Source organism: Pseudomonas sp. Soil_N_39 (assembly GCF_057655955.1).
Genome location: NZ_JBDGLI010000002.1, coordinates 1 through 15,137, shown reverse-complemented (window position 1 = coordinate 15,137; position 15,137 = coordinate 1). Strand labels below are relative to the sequence as shown.

The 15,137-nt window shown below is 60.6% G+C and carries 14 protein-coding genes; 11 read left to right on the top strand and 3 right to left on the bottom strand.

Annotated features, from left to right (window positions below; translation table 11 throughout):
* Positions 1–92: 92 nt before the first annotated feature.
* Entirely contained in the window at positions 93–734 is a 642-nt protein-coding gene (yihA, locus tag AC3A5O_RS02420) for a ribosome biogenesis GTP-binding protein YihA/YsxC (RefSeq protein ID WP_122567711.1), read from the bottom strand.
* 191 nt (positions 735–925) lie between these two features.
* Here yihA and AC3A5O_RS02415 point away from each other — a divergent pair, with 191 nt between their 5' ends.
* From AC3A5O_RS02415 to AC3A5O_RS02385, 7 genes are all read left to right on the top strand, one after another.
* Positions 926–1,216 (top strand): c-type cytochrome, encoded by a 291-nt coding sequence (locus AC3A5O_RS02415; RefSeq protein WP_003196231.1) that lies wholly within the window; start codon positions 926–928, stop codon positions 1,214–1,216.
* A 46-nt stretch (positions 1,217–1,262) separates the two neighbouring features.
* Entirely contained in the window at positions 1,263–1,874 is a 612-nt protein-coding gene (locus tag AC3A5O_RS02410; protein ID WP_305468984.1) for a c-type cytochrome, read from the top strand.
* Positions 1,875–2,061: 187 nt separating this feature from the next.
* Positions 2,062–2,703, top strand: a complete 642-nt coding sequence (locus tag AC3A5O_RS02405) for a thiol:disulfide interchange protein DsbA/DsbL (RefSeq protein ID WP_305468986.1) — start codon at positions 2,062–2,064, stop codon at positions 2,701–2,703.
* Positions 2,704–2,718: 15 nt separating this feature from the next.
* The gene (locus AC3A5O_RS02400; RefSeq protein ID WP_122567714.1) at positions 2,719–3,597 is read left to right on the top strand and encodes an endonuclease/exonuclease/phosphatase family protein; all 879 of its coding nucleotides are present in this window, start codon (positions 2,719–2,721) and stop codon (positions 3,595–3,597) included.
* Positions 3,594–5,681, top strand: coding sequence for a GGDEF domain-containing protein (locus AC3A5O_RS02395; protein WP_487752819.1), 2,088 nt, complete (start codon positions 3,594–3,596; stop codon positions 5,679–5,681). Before AC3A5O_RS02400 ends, AC3A5O_RS02395 begins: the two co-directional genes overlap by 4 nt.
* A gap of 103 nt (positions 5,682–5,784) precedes the next feature.
* Positions 5,785–6,564, top strand: a complete 780-nt coding sequence (locus AC3A5O_RS02390) for an N-acetylmuramoyl-L-alanine amidase (protein WP_122567716.1) — start codon at positions 5,785–5,787, stop codon at positions 6,562–6,564.
* Between the two features lie 75 nt (positions 6,565–6,639).
* Positions 6,640–8,253: an EAL domain-containing protein gene (locus tag AC3A5O_RS02385; protein WP_487752895.1), complete on the top strand. Its 1,614-nt coding sequence runs from the start codon at positions 6,640–6,642 to the stop codon at positions 8,251–8,253.
* Between the two features lie 6 nt (positions 8,254–8,259).
* On the opposite strand, the gene AC3A5O_RS02380 is transcribed toward AC3A5O_RS02385, so the two are convergent.
* Together AC3A5O_RS02380 and algB are read right to left on the bottom strand one after the other, a co-directional pair.
* The gene (locus AC3A5O_RS02380; RefSeq protein WP_305468989.1) at positions 8,260–10,038 is read right to left on the bottom strand and encodes an ATP-binding protein; all 1,779 of its coding nucleotides are present in this window, start codon (positions 10,036–10,038) and stop codon (positions 8,260–8,262) included.
* A gap of 10 nt (positions 10,039–10,048) precedes the next feature.
* On the bottom strand, positions 10,049–11,395 hold the full coding sequence (gene algB, locus AC3A5O_RS02375; RefSeq protein ID WP_305468991.1) for a sigma-54-dependent response regulator transcription factor AlgB: 1,347 nt from the start codon (positions 11,393–11,395) through the stop codon (positions 10,049–10,051).
* Positions 11,396–11,832: 437 nt separating this feature from the next.
* Here algB and AC3A5O_RS02370 point away from each other — a divergent pair, with 437 nt between their 5' ends.
* From AC3A5O_RS02370 to gltP, 4 genes are all read left to right on the top strand, one after another.
* Complete coding sequence (locus tag AC3A5O_RS02370; RefSeq protein WP_305468993.1) at positions 11,833–12,117, top strand: hypothetical protein; 285 nt, start codon at positions 11,833–11,835, stop codon at positions 12,115–12,117.
* Positions 12,118–12,197: 80 nt separating this feature from the next.
* Positions 12,198–12,362: a DUF1328 domain-containing protein gene (locus tag AC3A5O_RS02365; protein WP_003177151.1), complete on the top strand. Its 165-nt coding sequence runs from the start codon at positions 12,198–12,200 to the stop codon at positions 12,360–12,362.
* Between the two features lie 2 nt (positions 12,363–12,364).
* Entirely contained in the window at positions 12,365–12,829 is a 465-nt protein-coding gene (locus tag AC3A5O_RS02360; RefSeq protein ID WP_354335950.1) for an inhibitor of vertebrate lysozyme family protein, read from the top strand.
* A gap of 661 nt (positions 12,830–13,490) precedes the next feature.
* Positions 13,491–14,822 carry a glutamate/aspartate:proton symporter GltP gene (gene gltP, locus AC3A5O_RS02355; protein WP_122567720.1) on the top strand — a complete coding sequence of 444 codons (1,332 nt, stop codon included), beginning with the start codon at positions 13,491–13,493 and terminating at the stop codon, positions 14,820–14,822.
* Positions 14,823–15,137: the final 315 nt, after the last annotated feature.

Genomic DNA, 15,137 nt, shown 5'->3' with positions numbered 1-15,137 from the left:
TATCTGGACCCCGCCCTAGCGGTCCGGAACTTGGACCCCGAACTTCCCCCTCCCCATAAGAAGTCCGGGGTTTTTTTTGCCTGCGATTTGGCTTATTCGGCCTCGTCGCTGCCCTTGTCCGCCAATTCCATCCAGTCGGCCAGCACTGTGTAGGCTTCTTCCAGGCCCATGCGCTTGGGCGCCGAGAACAGCTGGATAGTGATCGCGTCGCCCCAGCCCTTGCGAATGTCCGACTGCACTTTGAGCAAGGTATTTTTCGCCGCGCCGTAGGTGAGCTTGTCGGCCTTGGTCAACAGGATGTGCATCGGCATGCCGCTGGCGACCGCCCAATCGAGCATCAACAGGTCGAAGTCGGTCATCGGATGGCGAATGTCCATCATCAGGATCAGGCCTTTCAAACTCTCGCGGCTGCCCAGGTACGCTTCCAGGTGGCGCTGCCAGTGTTGCTTGAGCGGGATCGGGACCTTGGCATAACCGTAGCCGGGCAGGTCGACCAAACGCCGTTCATCGTCTAGCTTGAAGAAGTTCAAGAGCTGCGTGCGACCCGGGGTTTTCGAGGTGCGTGCCAGGCTCGCATGGGTCAAGGTGTTCAGCGCGCTGGATTTGCCGGCGTTGGAACGCCCGGCAAACGCCACTTCGAAGCCTTCGTCGTCTGGGCATTGATCGACTTTGGCAGCGCTGAGCATGAAGGTGGACTGTTGGCACAGGCCAAGGATGGGGTTCTTCAGTTGCATGGGATTTCCGATGTGGGCGGCGTCGGGAATGGACGCGGCAAGCTGTGTCGTTTCCGTTTCAGTGACGCCAGTATATAATGCCGCAGATTTTGTGTGCGCTTTGTCCCAGCGTAGGATGAAGTTCACGGGAGCGACCGACCGAAATTGCGCATTAGAACGCAGCTCGTTCCCAACCCTGAAAAGGTCGTTTTATGACGAAATGGCTGCTAGCTGCCGGTGTCTTGATGCCGCTTTACAGCGCTCAGGCTACACAGGATCCGGAAGCTGTGTACAACCGTGTTTGTGGTGCCTGTCATTCCGGCCAACTCCCCATGGCGCCCCGCAAGGGCGATCAGGAAGCTTGGACGCCGAGGTTGGCGAAAGGTATGGAGACGCTGGTGCAACACGTGACCCAGGGTTTCAAGGCGATGCCGCCGCGTGGTTTGTGCATGGACTGCAGTGCCGAGGATTACCGAGCCATCATCCAGTGGATGAGCGAGTAAACCCGGTCCATAACTCTTTAACCCTTAGCCGTAGTTGGATTAGCTGATGAACAAACTGATCGTGAGTCTGCTGTTGACCTTGGGGATATCCGGCGTAGCCCACGCCGCTGGCGATGCTACTGCCGGTCAGGCGAAAGCTGCCGTATGCGGGGCCTGCCACGGCCCGGATGGCAATAGCATGGCGCCCAACTTTCCGAAACTGGCGGGTCAGGGCGAGCGTTACCTGGTCAAGCAGTTGAAGGAAATCAAGGACGGCAAGCGTGTCGTGCTGGAAATGACCGGCCTGCTGAATAACCTGAACGATCAAGACCTGGCGGACATCGCGGCCTATTTCGCCAGCCAGAAGGGCAGCGTCGGCGCCGCTGATCCGAAGCTCGTGGCACGCGGTGAAGCGCTGTTCCGTGGCGGCGACCTGGCCAAGGGCCTGCCAGCCTGCACCGGTTGCCACTCCCCGGATGGCAAAGGCAACGCGGCTGCCGGTTTCCCTCACCTGGGCGGTCAGCATGCCCAGTACATCACCAAGCAACTGACCGATTTCCGCAAGGAAGAAGGCGGTCGTGCCAATGACGGCGATGCGATGACCATGCGCACCATCGCTCGCAAGCTGAGCGACGAAGACATCGCGGCAGTCTCCAGCTACATCCAGGGTCTGCACTAAGGCCGTTGCAAGGGGATACACCTCTTGCAACGTTAACGCTCGATTAATCTGTCGATGCGAGCATCAAAAGGGTGGCTTTGGCCGCCCTTTTTTGTGGCCGCTGCCGTTACACTAGAGAACTTGCACCCGCCACGGTCTGTCTTAGAAGCAGGCCTTGCGAGGCCCCCTCATTGTCCAGGAGTAAAGCATGCGTAATCTGATCATCAGCGCCGCGCTCGTCGCCGCCAGCCTGTTCGGCATGACTGCCCAAGCGGCTGAAAAGCCCGCCGCACCCTATGTCGAATTGACCAACCCCGTTCCTGTAGCGGCGCCTGGCAAGATCGAAGTCGTGGAACTGTTCTGGTACGGCTGCCCGCACTGCTACGCTTTTGAACCGGTCATCAATCCATGGGTCGAGAAGCTGCCGTCGGACGTTAACTTCGTCCGCATCCCTGCCATGTTCGGCGGCCCATGGGACGCCCACGGCCAAATGTTCCTGACCCTCGAAGCCATGGGCGTCGAGCACAAGGTTCACGCGGCGGTTTTCAACGCGATCCAGAAAGAAGGCAAGAAGCTAGTCAAGAAAGAAGACATGGCGGAATTCCTCGCGACCCAGGGCGTTGATAAGGACAAGTTCCTCGCTACCTTCGACTCCTTTGCCATCCAGGGCCAGATCAAGAAAGCCCGTGAGCTGGCGAAGAAATACGAAATCACCGGCGTACCGACCATGATCGTCAACGGCAAATACCGCTTTGACATCGGTTCTGCCGGTGGTGCCGAACAAGCGCTGCAACTGGCCGACCAATTGATCGCCAAAGAGCGAGCGGCCACCAAGGCTGCCGCCAACTAAGCGCGGCCCACGCCCATGGCCCGCTGGAGTACCGAACGCATCGTTGGCCTGCATGAACCACGGGTCAACGAGCATCATGTCGCGTCCACGGGCCTGCCTGGCGACAGCCGCTTGCGGCTGCTCAGCTTCAATATCCAGGTGGGCATCAGCACCGAACGCTACCGGCATTACCTGACCCGCGGCTGGCAACATTTGCTGCCGCACACCGGGCGTGCCGGTAACTTGCAGAAGATCGGCGACCTGCTCAAGGACTTCGACCTGGTAGCCCTGCAAGAGGCCGACGGCGGGAGCTTGCGGTCAGGCTACGTCAATCAGGTGGAACACCTGGCCCAATTGGGCGCCTTCCCCTACTGGTACCAGCAACTCAATCGCAACCTCGGCCGTCTCGGCCAGCACAGCAATGGTGTGTTGAGTCGCTTGCGCCCGTGGGCGATCGAAGATCATCCGCTGCCGGGCCCCAAAGGGCGCGGGGCGATCCTTGCGCGTTTCGGCGAAGGTCCGGAGGCGTTGGTTGTGGTCATGATGCACCTGGCGCTCGGGGCGCGTACCCGGACGATGCAACTGGCGTACATTCGCGAGCTGATCGGTGGCTACAAGCATCAGATACTGATGGGCGACATGAACACCCACGCCACCGACCTGCTGCAGACCTCGCCCCTGCGCGATCTCGGCTTGCTCGCACCACAACTGGAAGCGACATTCCCCAGCTGGCGCCCCCAGCGCTGCCTGGACCATATCCTGTTGAGCCCGACCCTGACCCTCGAGCGCGTCGAGGTGTTGGCCCAACCCATTTCCGATCACCTGCCGGTCGCGGTAGAAATTCGTTTGCCGGGTTCGCTCACGGCCGATGCATTCCCCGTGCTGAGTACTGCCCCTCGCGGATCCGATGAATGAGCGACGACGCCGAACGCTGGAGAGAGAAGTACCTCAAGAGTATCGAACAGCAGGAAAAGCTTGAGCGCCGCTGGGATGCTCGGCTGGACTTGCTGCGTCGTGGCCTGGTGCGCAGCACCCTGGCCGCCGAAGGCACTGACCGGGCTGTCGACCAATGCATGAAAGAGATGCGCGAAGTGGTGCGCACCGATGACATGGACGCCGGTCTCGCCGCCCTGCTGCCGCGCCTGGAGAAAGCCGTACTCGATTCCGAGCAGCGCCGCGAAACCCGGATCGAGCAGATGAGCACCGCTTTGACGGCCCTGGTTGCCCAGTTGCAGAGCCTGCCACTGCCGAAGGAAGTCAGCCGGCCCCTGAAGAAATTTTCCAAGCAGTTGGAAGAGCGGGTTGGCCAGGCCCGGGAGATTCCACTGCTGCTCAGCGAATTGAGCGGCTTGCAAGGCAAGGCACTGAGTGCCCTGGACACCCCTGTCGAACCGAGTCGCCCCGGATTGCTGCAACGGTTGTTTGGTGGCCAAGGCCATGAGGACGCGACGCCCCAGCCCCAAGCGCCTGCCCAGGCCAGCGTGGTACCTCCGGCAGACGCGGCCCTGCCAGTTGTCGTAGCCGTTGAGCCGGCAACTGACGTAGCATCCGTCGCACCAGCACCAGCACCAGCACCAGCACCAGCACCAGCACCAGTCCCGTCGGTAGCGGAGCAAGCATCCACGTTGGAGGCAACGCCCGAACCGGTCGATTTGGTTACGCCGCAGACCGAACCCGCACCGACGCCCGTCTCGGTACCTGTAGCCGAAGTGGCTCCGCCGATCAGCGAGCCGGACGAAGCCGCCGAGCCTGCCCCATTGCAGGCGGTGGCCGCCGACGACCTCCCGGTAGCGGCACCCGTCCTGGAAAATCCCGACGAGCTGAGGTCCGATGAGGTGCCACAGGCCCTCCCCGACCCTTCGCCGCCTCCAGCAGAAGCCGAGCCAGGCGAGCCCCTGGCCGCCGCCGATGTGGCCGACGCCCAATACGCCCTGCCCGACTCGCCGGAACCGTCCTACAGCTCGGTCGCCAAGCACATCGAAGACACTTTGCTGGGCCTGTTGGGCGACCTGACCTTGCCCGAGCGTCATCGGCCACAAGCCGAAGCTATGCGTGAACGGCTGCGAAATGGCTTGAACTGGTACGAATTGCTACCGATCCTCGATGATCTGGCGGTGCTGATGCTGGCCATCACCGACACCGGCCAGCATGAATTCGAAGCGTACCTGCAACGCCTCAATGATCGTCTCGAGTCCTTCCAGAGCAGCCTGCAGGCCGCCAGTGAAGACCACGCCGACAACTTGTCGGCCTCTCGGGAAATGGACACCCAGATTCGCGAACAGGTGGACGGCCTGCAAAGCAGCGTGCAACAAGCCGATGACCTGGAAGGCCTCAAGCAGGTGCTGGAGAATCACCTCGAAGGCTTGCTCGGGACGATGGACCAACACCGCCAGCAACGGGATCAACGCGAACAGGAAGTCTCGATGCGCCTGAAAAGCCTGGCCGATCGTGTCGCGCTGATGGAGCAGGACGCCCAGGTCGTGCGGGAAAATCTCGAGGAGCAGCGGCAAAAAGCGCTGGTCGATCCGCTCACCGGGTTGCCCAACCGCGCCGCCTGGTCCGAGCGCCTGGAGCATGAAATCGTCCAGTGGCAGCAGCACGGCAACAGCTTGCTGTTGGCCATGCTCGATCTTGATCATTTCAAGCGTATCAATGACAACTACGGCCATCTGGCCGGTGATCGGGTGTTGAAACTGATCGCCTCGGTCCTGCGCAAACGCCTGCGTGGCGGCGATTTCATTGCGCGTTTTGGTGGCGAGGAGTTTGTCTTGCTGGTGCCGGATACCCCCCTGGCGGCTGGCGCCAAGCTGGCCGAGGCGCTGCGTGTGGCCATCGAAGCCTGCCCGTTTCACTTCAAGGGCGAGCCGGTCACGGTGACGGTATCGGTGGGCATAACGGCCTTCAAGCCGGGCGAACACAGCGATTCGGTGCTGAAAAGAGCCGATCAGGCGCTCTACCGGGCAAAAAATGCCGGGCGCAACCGCGTGGAGCTGGGCTGAGGGCTAATTGTTCCAATTTGTTTAATATCGTCCTGCGCAACGGATCATCGCGGGGCGATACGTTACACTGTTGCATTACTTCCAGCGCGTAATGCCTTCCGCCATGAAATTCTTTTCGCTCATCACTGCCCTATTTATCCTGGCCGGCTGTACCAGCGGCCCGCGGCTCGACACCAGTCACCCTTCCGTCAACCACGACAACCGCATCCAATTCGTGGTGGTGCATTACACCTCTGCGTCCCTGGAGCGTTCACTGGCCCTGCTGACCCATGGCGAAGTCAGTGCCCATTACCTGATTGGCGACGATAAAGACGCGACCATCTACAAATTGGTGGACGAAGGTCGCCGCGCCTGGCACGCCGGGGAAAGTGAATGGGAAGGCCGGACCTGGCTCAATTCCAGTTCCATCGGCATCGAAATCGTCAATCCGGGTTTCGTCGACACGCCCACCGGGCGCCTCTGGTATCCCTACAGCGAAGCCCAGGTCCAGGCCTTGACCGTTTTGCTCAAGGACATCATCCAGCGCAACGGGATCAACCCACGCAGCATCATCGGCCACAGCGACATCGCGCCCCTGCGCAAGCTCGATCCGGGGCCGCTGTTCCCTTGGAAGCGCCTGGCGCAAGCGGGCTTGGGGGTGTGGCCGGATGAACAGGCCGTCGCACGCCAGCAGGTTTTCTTCGCAACACAGCTACCGCCTGCCAGTTGGTTCCAGGCCGAGCTGGCCCGTCTGGGCTACCCGACGCCCCAGACCGGCGAGTGGGACGTGGCCACACACCATGTGCTGGCCGCCTTCCAGATGCACTACCGGCCGACCCGCTTCGATGGCACACCGGACGCGCAAAGCGCGGCGATTTTGCAGGTGCTCAACCAGACAAAATAATGACGCCCGTCCGACGAATCGGACCAAACCCAAATCAGAAGCTATAACTCATTGGTAACTTTCGGATTACCGATGATGACGGCTGCCCGCGAAACCCTACAGAGCTGGCTACATCGCCCCCTGTTCCTGGCGATGATGGCGGCTGCCCTGAGTACCCTCCTGCTGCTGGCGGGCAGTCTGTTCGTGGTCGTGCAGCAGATCCAGCAACGTGAAAGCGATCAGATGAATGCCCAGGGCGAGCGCTTTCTGCTGCGGCTGGAGCAGCTCTTCGGGCAATTGCGTGAAAGTCTCGATGACCTGCAAAACCAGCCGTTGCGCGGCTGCGACGATGACATGATCGCGACCTTGCGAGAGGTCAGCTTCAATTACCGTTTCGTTTATGAAGCGGTGTATATCGATGGCGGTGGCGTCTGTTCCAATCGTCCGCGCCAGAGCAGGTTATCGGTGACCCGCCCGCCCGATCTGCGGGGTCCGACCTACAGCTATTGGCTCAATACCACCACTGAACCCAACGAAGACCGCGCGGCGTTAATGCTGGGCCGTGGCAACTTCCGAGTGGCCACCTCCCGTGGGCATTTGGCCGACGTGGTCGACCTGCCCCCGGGTAGCAGCTTGCTGGTGGTCCTGGATCACGGCAAGCGCGCCATTCCCGTGTTGGGCACTCAACAACACTGGCCGCCCGCAGAGCCTTGGCCACCGAAAAGCCGGAATGCTTTGCAGGTGACGCAGACCCGGCTGATCTACCGGATGCCCACCGACAGCCCGGAATACCAGCTGGTGCTGATCGCCCAGCGCAAAGGTTTCAAGGTCCCGAACAGTGCCTGGTGGATGCTGCCCATCAGCTTGGTGCTGGGCCTGGGCATTGGTTTCCAGGTGTTTCTGCTCGCCCGCCACCGCCAGTCCATGGATGCTGAACTGCACGGGGCCATCAGGCGTGGCGAATTGCAGGTGCTTTACCAGCCGATTTTCGACTTGGACAGCCGCAACTGCGTCGGCGCCGAAGCCTTGCTGCGCTGGCGACGACCGGACGGCACCCTGACCAGCCCGGACTTGTTTATCCCGATGGCCGAGAACACCGGTCAGATCCGTCAGATCACCGATTTCGTGCTGCAGCGGCTGTTTGATCAATTGGGTCAGGTGTTACGGGCCAATCCGCAGCTGTATATCTCGGTGAACCTGGCGGCCTGCGATGTGATGGTGCCGCGTATTGGCGAAGTGATCGCTCGCCTGTTGGCGTTGCATCGGGTCTCGGCGAACCAGATTGCCTTCGAGGTGACCGAGCGCGGGCTGATCGATGTGTTGGTCGCCCGGGATAACCTGCAATCGTTGCGCGATGTTGGGCATCAGGTGCTGATCGACGACTTTGGCACCGGTTATTGCAGCCTGGCCTACCTGCAAACCCTGCCCGTGGACTGTCTGAAGATCGACAAGGCCTTCATCGACGCCTTGGGCCACGATGCCGCCAGCAGCGGTGTGGCCCCGCACATCATCCGCATGGCCCACGCGCTGCAACTCAAGGTGATCGCCGAAGGCATCGAGCATGAAGCCCAGGCCTCCTACTTGAGCAGCGAAGGCGTGAGGTTCGGCCAGGGCTGGCTGTTCGCCCATGCCCTCAGCGCGGTGCAGCTCATCGAATTGATTACCCGTGGCCGACGCCTGCGTGGACGTCGCCTCGATGATGAAGCCTAAGTCTGCTCATACCGTCAGCGCCATGTAGAACTGCGTCCCCTGCCCCGGCCTTGAATAAACGCCCATGCGTCCGCCATGGAGCTGGACGATCTCCTTGCACAGAGCCAGGCCGAGGCCGGCGCCACCCTTCTTGCGCCCGACCTGGACGAAAGGTTCGAAGATCCGTCCTTGCTGGCCGTAGGCAATGCCTTCACCGTTGTCTTCGACACTGATGATCACCCGCTCGCCATGGCGTCGGGCCTGCAAGCGGATCTGGCCGTCTTCGCCGGTGTGGCGCATGGCGTTGTCGATCAGGTTATCAAGCACGCGATCCAGTTGCGCCGCGTCGGCATGCAGCCGCGGCAGCGGGCCCTGGATTGCCACGAGCAGCTCGATACCCTGGGCTTGGGCCTGCTCGGCAAATCGCAGCCGGGCCTCTTCCAACAGATCGTCGATGGAACAAGGCGCCAGGGTCAGCTTTTGCAGGCCGTTCTGGTAGCGAGAGAAATTCAGCAGGTCATTGATCAGTTGCATCAGCCGCTGCATTTCTTCCGTGACGGTGTTGAGCAGGTCCGCCTCGCGCGACTCCGGTGGAAAGTGCAGGCGCTCCTGCAACAGGCCGAACGCCATGTGCATGCCCGTCACCGGCGTGCGCAGCTCATGGGAGGCCCGCAGGACGAACTCGCTGCGCACCCGTTCGAAGGCGCGCTGTTCGGTGACGTCATGCAGCACCATGACCGCACCGAGGATGTGGCCTTGGGTGTGGCTGACCGGCGTAAGGCTGTAGGTCAGCACCCGCGACTCGCCGTCGACCTCGATGCTCAGATCTTCCGGCGCACGTTCCAGGGTTCCCCCCCGCAGCACCAGATGCAGTTCTTCATCCAGCTCCAGGCGTCCCAGCGCCTCGCCGAGCCCTTGGCCCAGGCGCGCCTCGTCCCAGCCCAATTGACGCTGGGCCACCGGGTTGAGGTGCTCCAGCTGGCCTTGGCGATCAATCATCAGCAAGCCGTCGTCGATGCTGTCGAGCACCGCTTGCAAACGTTGCTGGCCGGCGAGCAGCTCATCGACATTGGTGGCCTGATGTTCGCGCAGTGCCTGGGCCATGACCCCGAAACGACGGGTCAGCAGATTCAACTCGGCGGCGGAAGAAATGGGCAGCGTGACCTCGAAATTGCCCTGGCCGATGTCATCCGCCGCCGCAGCGAGCGCCTCGATCGGCGCGCCGAATCGCCGGGCAATACCATGGGCCGTGATAAAGCCGATGATCAGCACCGCCAACCCCACCAGGCCCAGCAGTCCGGAAATCCACATCGCACGTTCACGGGCGCGGTCCTGAGTTTCACTGATGTTGGTCAGGGCCTCGCGATAACCTTCGATCAGTCCATTGCGCAGCACGTTGAATTTTTCGGTGAGGTCCTTGACGCCCGAGAGCTGGCGAGACGCGGTGAAGGCCTCGATAAATTCAACGTAGTCGGCCTTGGCCCGGCTGAAGCTGATGGCCGTGTTGTCCAGCTTTCTTTCATGGGCGATCCCCTCGTCGATCAGCGCCAGGTATTGCTGTTTGGAGGCCTCCAGAGCAGCCAGGTCGGGCTCGTCGTCGAGCATGATTATCAACTGATCGCCAAGGGTCTGGCGCAGCTTGAGGCCCAGGTCCAGCAGGATGAAGTTGTCGCGTACCGCTTGTTCCTGGGTACTGGCCATTTGCATGACACTGACCAACCCAAGCACCAATCCCAGCAATGCCACGGTGATCAGGGCCGAGATACTGAGAAACAGCCGTGTGCGCAGCTTCATCGCCAGTTTCATAAGGTGTTGCTCACAGGTTGTACTGCTTGCGTTTGCGATACAGCGTGGAGGCATCGATACCCAGCGTCTTGGCTGCCTGATCGAGGGTGTCGGCCGTGGCCAGCACCGCGCCGATGTGGGCTTTTTCCAGTTCGTCGAGGCTCAATGCGGCACCGATGCGCGGCGCATTGTTGACCGGCTGCTCGGCCATGCCCAGGTGACTGATTTCGACTTTTTCCTGTGGGCAGATGATGCTGGCGCGCTCGACCACGTTGCGCAGTTCGCGGATGTTGCCGGGCCATCGGTAGCCTAGCAGCGCTTCGCGAGCCTCGTCGCTGAAGCCTCGAGCCGGGCGCGCATATTCCTTGACGAAGCGGGCCAGGAAGCGATCGGCCAGGGTCAGGATGTCTTCGGCGCGTTCACGCAACGGCGGCAGGTGCAGGGTAATGACGTTCAGGCGATACAGCAGGTCTTCGCGAAAACGCCCGTCGCGCACCATGTCTTCAAGGTTGAGGTTGGTGGCGGCGAGAATCCGCACATCGGCGCGGCGGGTGACCGGATCCCCTACCCGCTCATATTCCTTGTCCTGGATGAAGCGCAACAACTTGGGTTGCAACGTCAGGGGGAAATCGCCGATCTCGTCGAGAAACAGCGTGCCGCCGTCGGCCTGGTTGACACGCCCCAGCGTACTTTCGCTGGCGCCGGTGAAGGCCCCCCGGCTGTGGCCGAACAATTCGCTTTCCATCAACTCGGCGGTCAGTGAAGGGCAATTGATGGTGACGCAGGATTTCTTCGCACGCTTGCTCCAGCCATGGATAGCCCGGGCCAGCTCACCTTTACCGGTACCGGACTCGCCGAGGATCAGGATGTTGGCGTCGGTGCTGGCAACCTGGCGCGCGGTCTCCAGCACGACTTTCATCGCCGGGCTGTGGGAATCGAGGCCGTCCTTGGGCTTGCGCACCTCCCCTTCAAGGGCTTCGAGCCTCGCCGACAACTGGCGCACTTCCAGTTGCTTGGCGGTGGCCAGGCGCAATTGATCCGGGCTGCAAGGCTTGACCAGATAGTCGGCCGCCCCGGCCTGGATCGCATCGACCGCGGTGTCGACGGCCGAGTGGGCGGTGACGATCACCACCCGCATCCAGGGCGCCTGGATGCGCATTTGTGCCAGCACATCCAGGCCGTTGTCTTCGCCCAGGCGCAGGTCGAGAAAGCACAGGTCGAACACCTGGCGTTGCAGCAGTGTGTCGGCCTGGGCGGCGCTGTTGGCGGTGGCAACGGCATAGCCTTCGTCTTCCAGGCAGTAACGGAACGTACGCAGGATGGCGGACTCGTCGTCTACCAGCAGAATGCGGCCTTGGTGCTCAGTGGCGGATTCCATTTTTCCTACGCTCCTTTAATGAATGATGTTGGTTAGTGTCAGAAAAATCGGGCAAGTTGCATGGTCGATTCTGAGGGGATATTACCCACCGAACTTGCCTCTGTAGACGTCTGACTCCTAAAAGACTGATTTGAGTTCCTTTTTTTGTGATTTGTCCGGGGGGACGGTTCGTATCGCTGATTCCGACGGCTGCGTCTGACAGGAAACTTCAGAACCACCTTACGCCTTTTCCCTGCCGTTCGTGCAATTCGCACGACGTTCGCGCGGGTCATCGTGCAGGATGCGTCCCCCAGCTCTCGTGGTCATTTGATAACTCTTTGATTTTAAAGAATTTTATCTCTTAAAAAATCCTGGCACGCCGGCTGCACTGCTCTGGTCAACGTGGCGTAAGAGCGCCTCAACCAGATCACCACACCCGGGTGGGGAGGAATTTCAGGATGAATCGTCAATGTGCCGCCCAGTTTCGACTCTCTTCCTTGAATATCCAGCAGGGCTTATGGGCTGCCCTGGCATTGTTGGTCACGCTCGTTGTTGGTCAGCAATGGTTGCTCTGGCACGAACGTCAACAGCCAGAAGCGCCGCAGGTGTCGATTCACCGTGCCCCACAAACCCATTTCAGCGCCGTCAGCGTCGCCGAGGCTTCCGCTTCCATGCGCATGATGGAGGTCGATCAGGCTCAGCCAGTGACCGACATGCCGCGTGAAGAACGTTGGGTGTTTTAACCCGATGTACCGGTCGTCCACTGCGCCGGAACCATCACTGCAAGACCCTCACTAAATAGAAAAGCGTAAGGAGAATCACCATGTTGAGCTGGGCAATTACCTTCCTGATCATTGCCATCATCGCCGCCGTACTGGGCTTCGGTGGTATCGCAGGCACCGCCACGGGCATCGCCAAGATTCTCTTTGTCGTGTTCCTGGTGATGTTCATTGCTTCCTTCTTCTTTGGCCGCCGTGGCCGAGGCTGACCATGAGCGTTTCCTTAAAAGGACTGGCCGCCGCCCTGTTGCTGGGCGGCAGTGCCATGGCAATGGCTGCCAATGACGGACAGATGCGTGCCAACCAGTTGCTGGAGGCGGACCCGCAATACCGCGAGACTTGGCAGCACGTCGTCAAAAAAGAAGAGCGCCTGCCCGAATGGGTGATGAACCTGTCAGGCGATTCGGAACAAATGAATGCTGTCGAGGAAGACGGCGACAAGTACCTGGTGGGACCGCTGTGTGAAACCCAGGCCACGTGTCGCAGCAAGCGTCTGATCGTCGCCTTCAGTTTCGACAAGGACGAGGCCTATGCCATGTTGGTGGAGGTCCCTGCCGGACTGCCGGCCGACAAATCGCCGACCCGTCATGCCGACTACCGTTTCCTCGGTAATCCCGATGAAGGTATGCAGAAACTGTTAAGGGAACAACTCAAGAAAGATCCGAACTGGTATTGATTCTGAAAATGGGAAAAGCAGCCCTGCTTTTCTCTGCTGCACAGCCCGAGGAGGGCCGGTGCATGACCAGGGGGCCGGGACGTTCTGACGGATATGCGTCGGAGTGACCTACGGGCGCAAGGGGTGCCTGCGAAAGGGCCGGGTCAGGTAAAAGCTGTGACGCAAGTTCGCAAAGCCCTCACGGCTTGGCGAACTTGCGTAGAGCTTCGTGTCGCAAGCGACCCCCGATGCGGCATTTTGTCTCCTCCCGCCAATTTTTTACCCTTTCCCTGACCGTATATCGGAGAATACCGAGACGATTTCTCTCGTGAATCGCGTCTCGATGCGTCGCCGTTTCAACGGCTCCCAACCTCGGCTGAGAAAGCCCAGAGACGCTGAAATGGCCGGTTTACGGCAATTATGCCTGCAAAAATGTCGCCTTCGAACCGCCTGTGAGGCGGGTTTCGTTTGGAAAATCTCATGCCGATTCGGCATGGGGTAGGCGTTTACGGCATTAGACGAGCCCCCCTGGCATCGCAATAGTTGCGCCTTTTTTCGCCTGCCAGTCAGCCGCTAGCGCGCTCGGGGTGACCTTATACGGGGCAGAGGCAATGCAGAGTTCGTGGTCATCGACGGACCGTTCACGCCACTGCCCGAGTCCAACTGAAGTAAGGGTAACGATATGAAGAAGGCACGACTAAGCCTCGCCTGGCAGATCCTCATCGGTCTGGTGCTGGGGATTGCATTGGGCGCGCTGCTCAACCATTTCAGTGCCGAGAAGGCCTGGTGGATCAGCAACGTACTGCAACCGGCGGGCGACATCTTTATCCGCCTGATCAAGATGATCGTGATCCCGATCGTGATTTCCTCGCTGATCGTCGGCATTGCCGGGGTCGGTGACGCCAAGAAACTCGGGCGTATCGGCCTCAAGACCATCCTTTACTTCGAAATCGTCACCACCATCGCCATCGTCGTCGGCCTGCTGCTGGCCAACTTCTTCCAGCCGGGCAGCGGCATCGACATGAGCACCCTGGGCACGGTGGACATTTCCAAGTACCAGGCCACGGCCGCGGAAGTCCAGCATGAACATGCGTTCATCCAGACCATCCTCAACTTGATCCCGTCGAACATCTTCGCCGCCGTCGCCCGTGGCGAGATGCTGCCGATCATTTTCTTCTCCGTCTTGTTCGGCCTGGGCCTGTCCAGCCTGCAATCGGACCTGCGCGAACCGCTGGTGAAAATGTTCCAGGGCGTGTCGGAAAGCATGTTCAAAGTCACCCACATGATCATGCAATACGCGCCGATCGGTGTGTTCGCCCTGATCGCGGTGACGGTCGCCAACTTCGGCTTCGCCTCCCTTCTGCCTCTGGCGAAACTGGTGATCCTGGTTTACGTCGCCATCGCCTTCTTCGCTTTCGTGGTGCTGGGCCTGATCGCCCGCCTGTTCGGCTTCTCGGTGCTCAAGCTGATGCGCATCTTCAAGGATGAGTTGGTGCTGGCCTACTCCACCGCCAGTTCCGAAACCGTGCTGCCGCGGGTGATCGAGAAGATGGAAGCCTACGGCGCGCCGAAAGCCATCTGCAGCTTCGTGGTGCCCACCGGCTACTCGTTCAACCTCGACGGTTCGACCCTGTACCAGAGCATCGCGGCGATTTTCATCGCCCAGCTGTATGGCATCGACTTGTCCATCAGCCAGCAGTTGCTACTGGTGCTGACCCTGATGGTCACCTCCAAAGGCATCGCTGGCGTACCGGGCGTGTCGTTCGTGGTGCTGCTGGCCACCTTGGGCAGCGTGGGCATTCCGCTGGAAGGCCTGGCCTTCATCGCCGGTGTCGACCGCATCATGGACATGGCCCGTACCGCGCTGAACGTCATCGGCAACGCCCTGGCCGTGTTGGTCATCGCCCGTTGGGAAGGCATGTACGACGATGCCAAGGGCCAGCGCTACTGGAACTCCCTGCCGCACTGGCGCAGCAAGGAGCCGCTGCCGGCGGGGGAAACTTCCAGCCGTTGATCCATTGGGGGGAGTTCGGGCCAGCAACAAAGTGCCTGAACAACCCCGGTTATTGTGGGAGCGAGCTTGCTCGCGATAGCGCCAGATCCGTCAGCATTGATGTTGGCTGACCCACCGTTATCGCGAGCAAGCTCGGCTCCCACAGGAATTTTTGCCAGGCGCAAAGCCTCCGAACGACCCGGTCATTGTGGGAGCGAGCTTGCTCGCGATAGCGTCGGATCAGTCAGTATCGATGTGACTGACCCACCGTTATCGCGAGCAAGCTCGGCTCCCACAGGAATTTTTGCCAGGCGCAAAGCCTCCGAACGACCCGGT

Excerpts from the sequence above, each read along its gene's own strand:
- yihA (WP_122567711.1), bottom strand. The coding sequence starts at position 734 with ATGCAACTGAAGAACCCCATCCTTGGCCTGTGCCAACAGTCCACCTTC.
- AC3A5O_RS02415 (WP_003196231.1), top strand. The coding sequence starts at position 926 with ATGACGAAATGGCTGCTAGCTGCCGGTGTCTTGATGCCGCTTTACAGC.
- AC3A5O_RS02410 (WP_305468984.1), top strand. The coding sequence starts at position 1,263 with ATGAACAAACTGATCGTGAGTCTGCTGTTGACCTTGGGGATATCCGGC.
- AC3A5O_RS02405 (WP_305468986.1), top strand. The coding sequence starts at position 2,062 with ATGCGTAATCTGATCATCAGCGCCGCGCTCGTCGCCGCCAGCCTGTTC.
- AC3A5O_RS02400 (WP_122567714.1), top strand. The coding sequence starts at position 2,719 with ATGGCCCGCTGGAGTACCGAACGCATCGTTGGCCTGCATGAACCACGG.
- AC3A5O_RS02395 (WP_487752819.1), top strand. The coding sequence starts at position 3,594 with ATGAGCGACGACGCCGAACGCTGGAGAGAGAAGTACCTCAAGAGTATC.
- AC3A5O_RS02390 (WP_122567716.1), top strand. The coding sequence starts at position 5,785 with ATGAAATTCTTTTCGCTCATCACTGCCCTATTTATCCTGGCCGGCTGT.
- AC3A5O_RS02385 (WP_487752895.1), top strand. The coding sequence starts at position 6,640 with ATGACGGCTGCCCGCGAAACCCTACAGAGCTGGCTACATCGCCCCCTG.
- AC3A5O_RS02380 (WP_305468989.1), bottom strand. The coding sequence starts at position 10,038 with ATGAAACTGGCGATGAAGCTGCGCACACGGCTGTTTCTCAGTATCTCG.
- algB (WP_305468991.1), bottom strand. The coding sequence starts at position 11,395 with ATGGAATCCGCCACTGAGCACCAAGGCCGCATTCTGCTGGTAGACGAC.
- AC3A5O_RS02370 (WP_305468993.1), top strand. The coding sequence starts at position 11,833 with ATGAATCGTCAATGTGCCGCCCAGTTTCGACTCTCTTCCTTGAATATC.
- AC3A5O_RS02365 (WP_003177151.1), top strand. The coding sequence starts at position 12,198 with ATGTTGAGCTGGGCAATTACCTTCCTGATCATTGCCATCATCGCCGCC.
- AC3A5O_RS02360 (WP_354335950.1), top strand. The coding sequence starts at position 12,365 with ATGAGCGTTTCCTTAAAAGGACTGGCCGCCGCCCTGTTGCTGGGCGGC.
- gltP (WP_122567720.1), top strand. The coding sequence starts at position 13,491 with ATGAAGAAGGCACGACTAAGCCTCGCCTGGCAGATCCTCATCGGTCTG.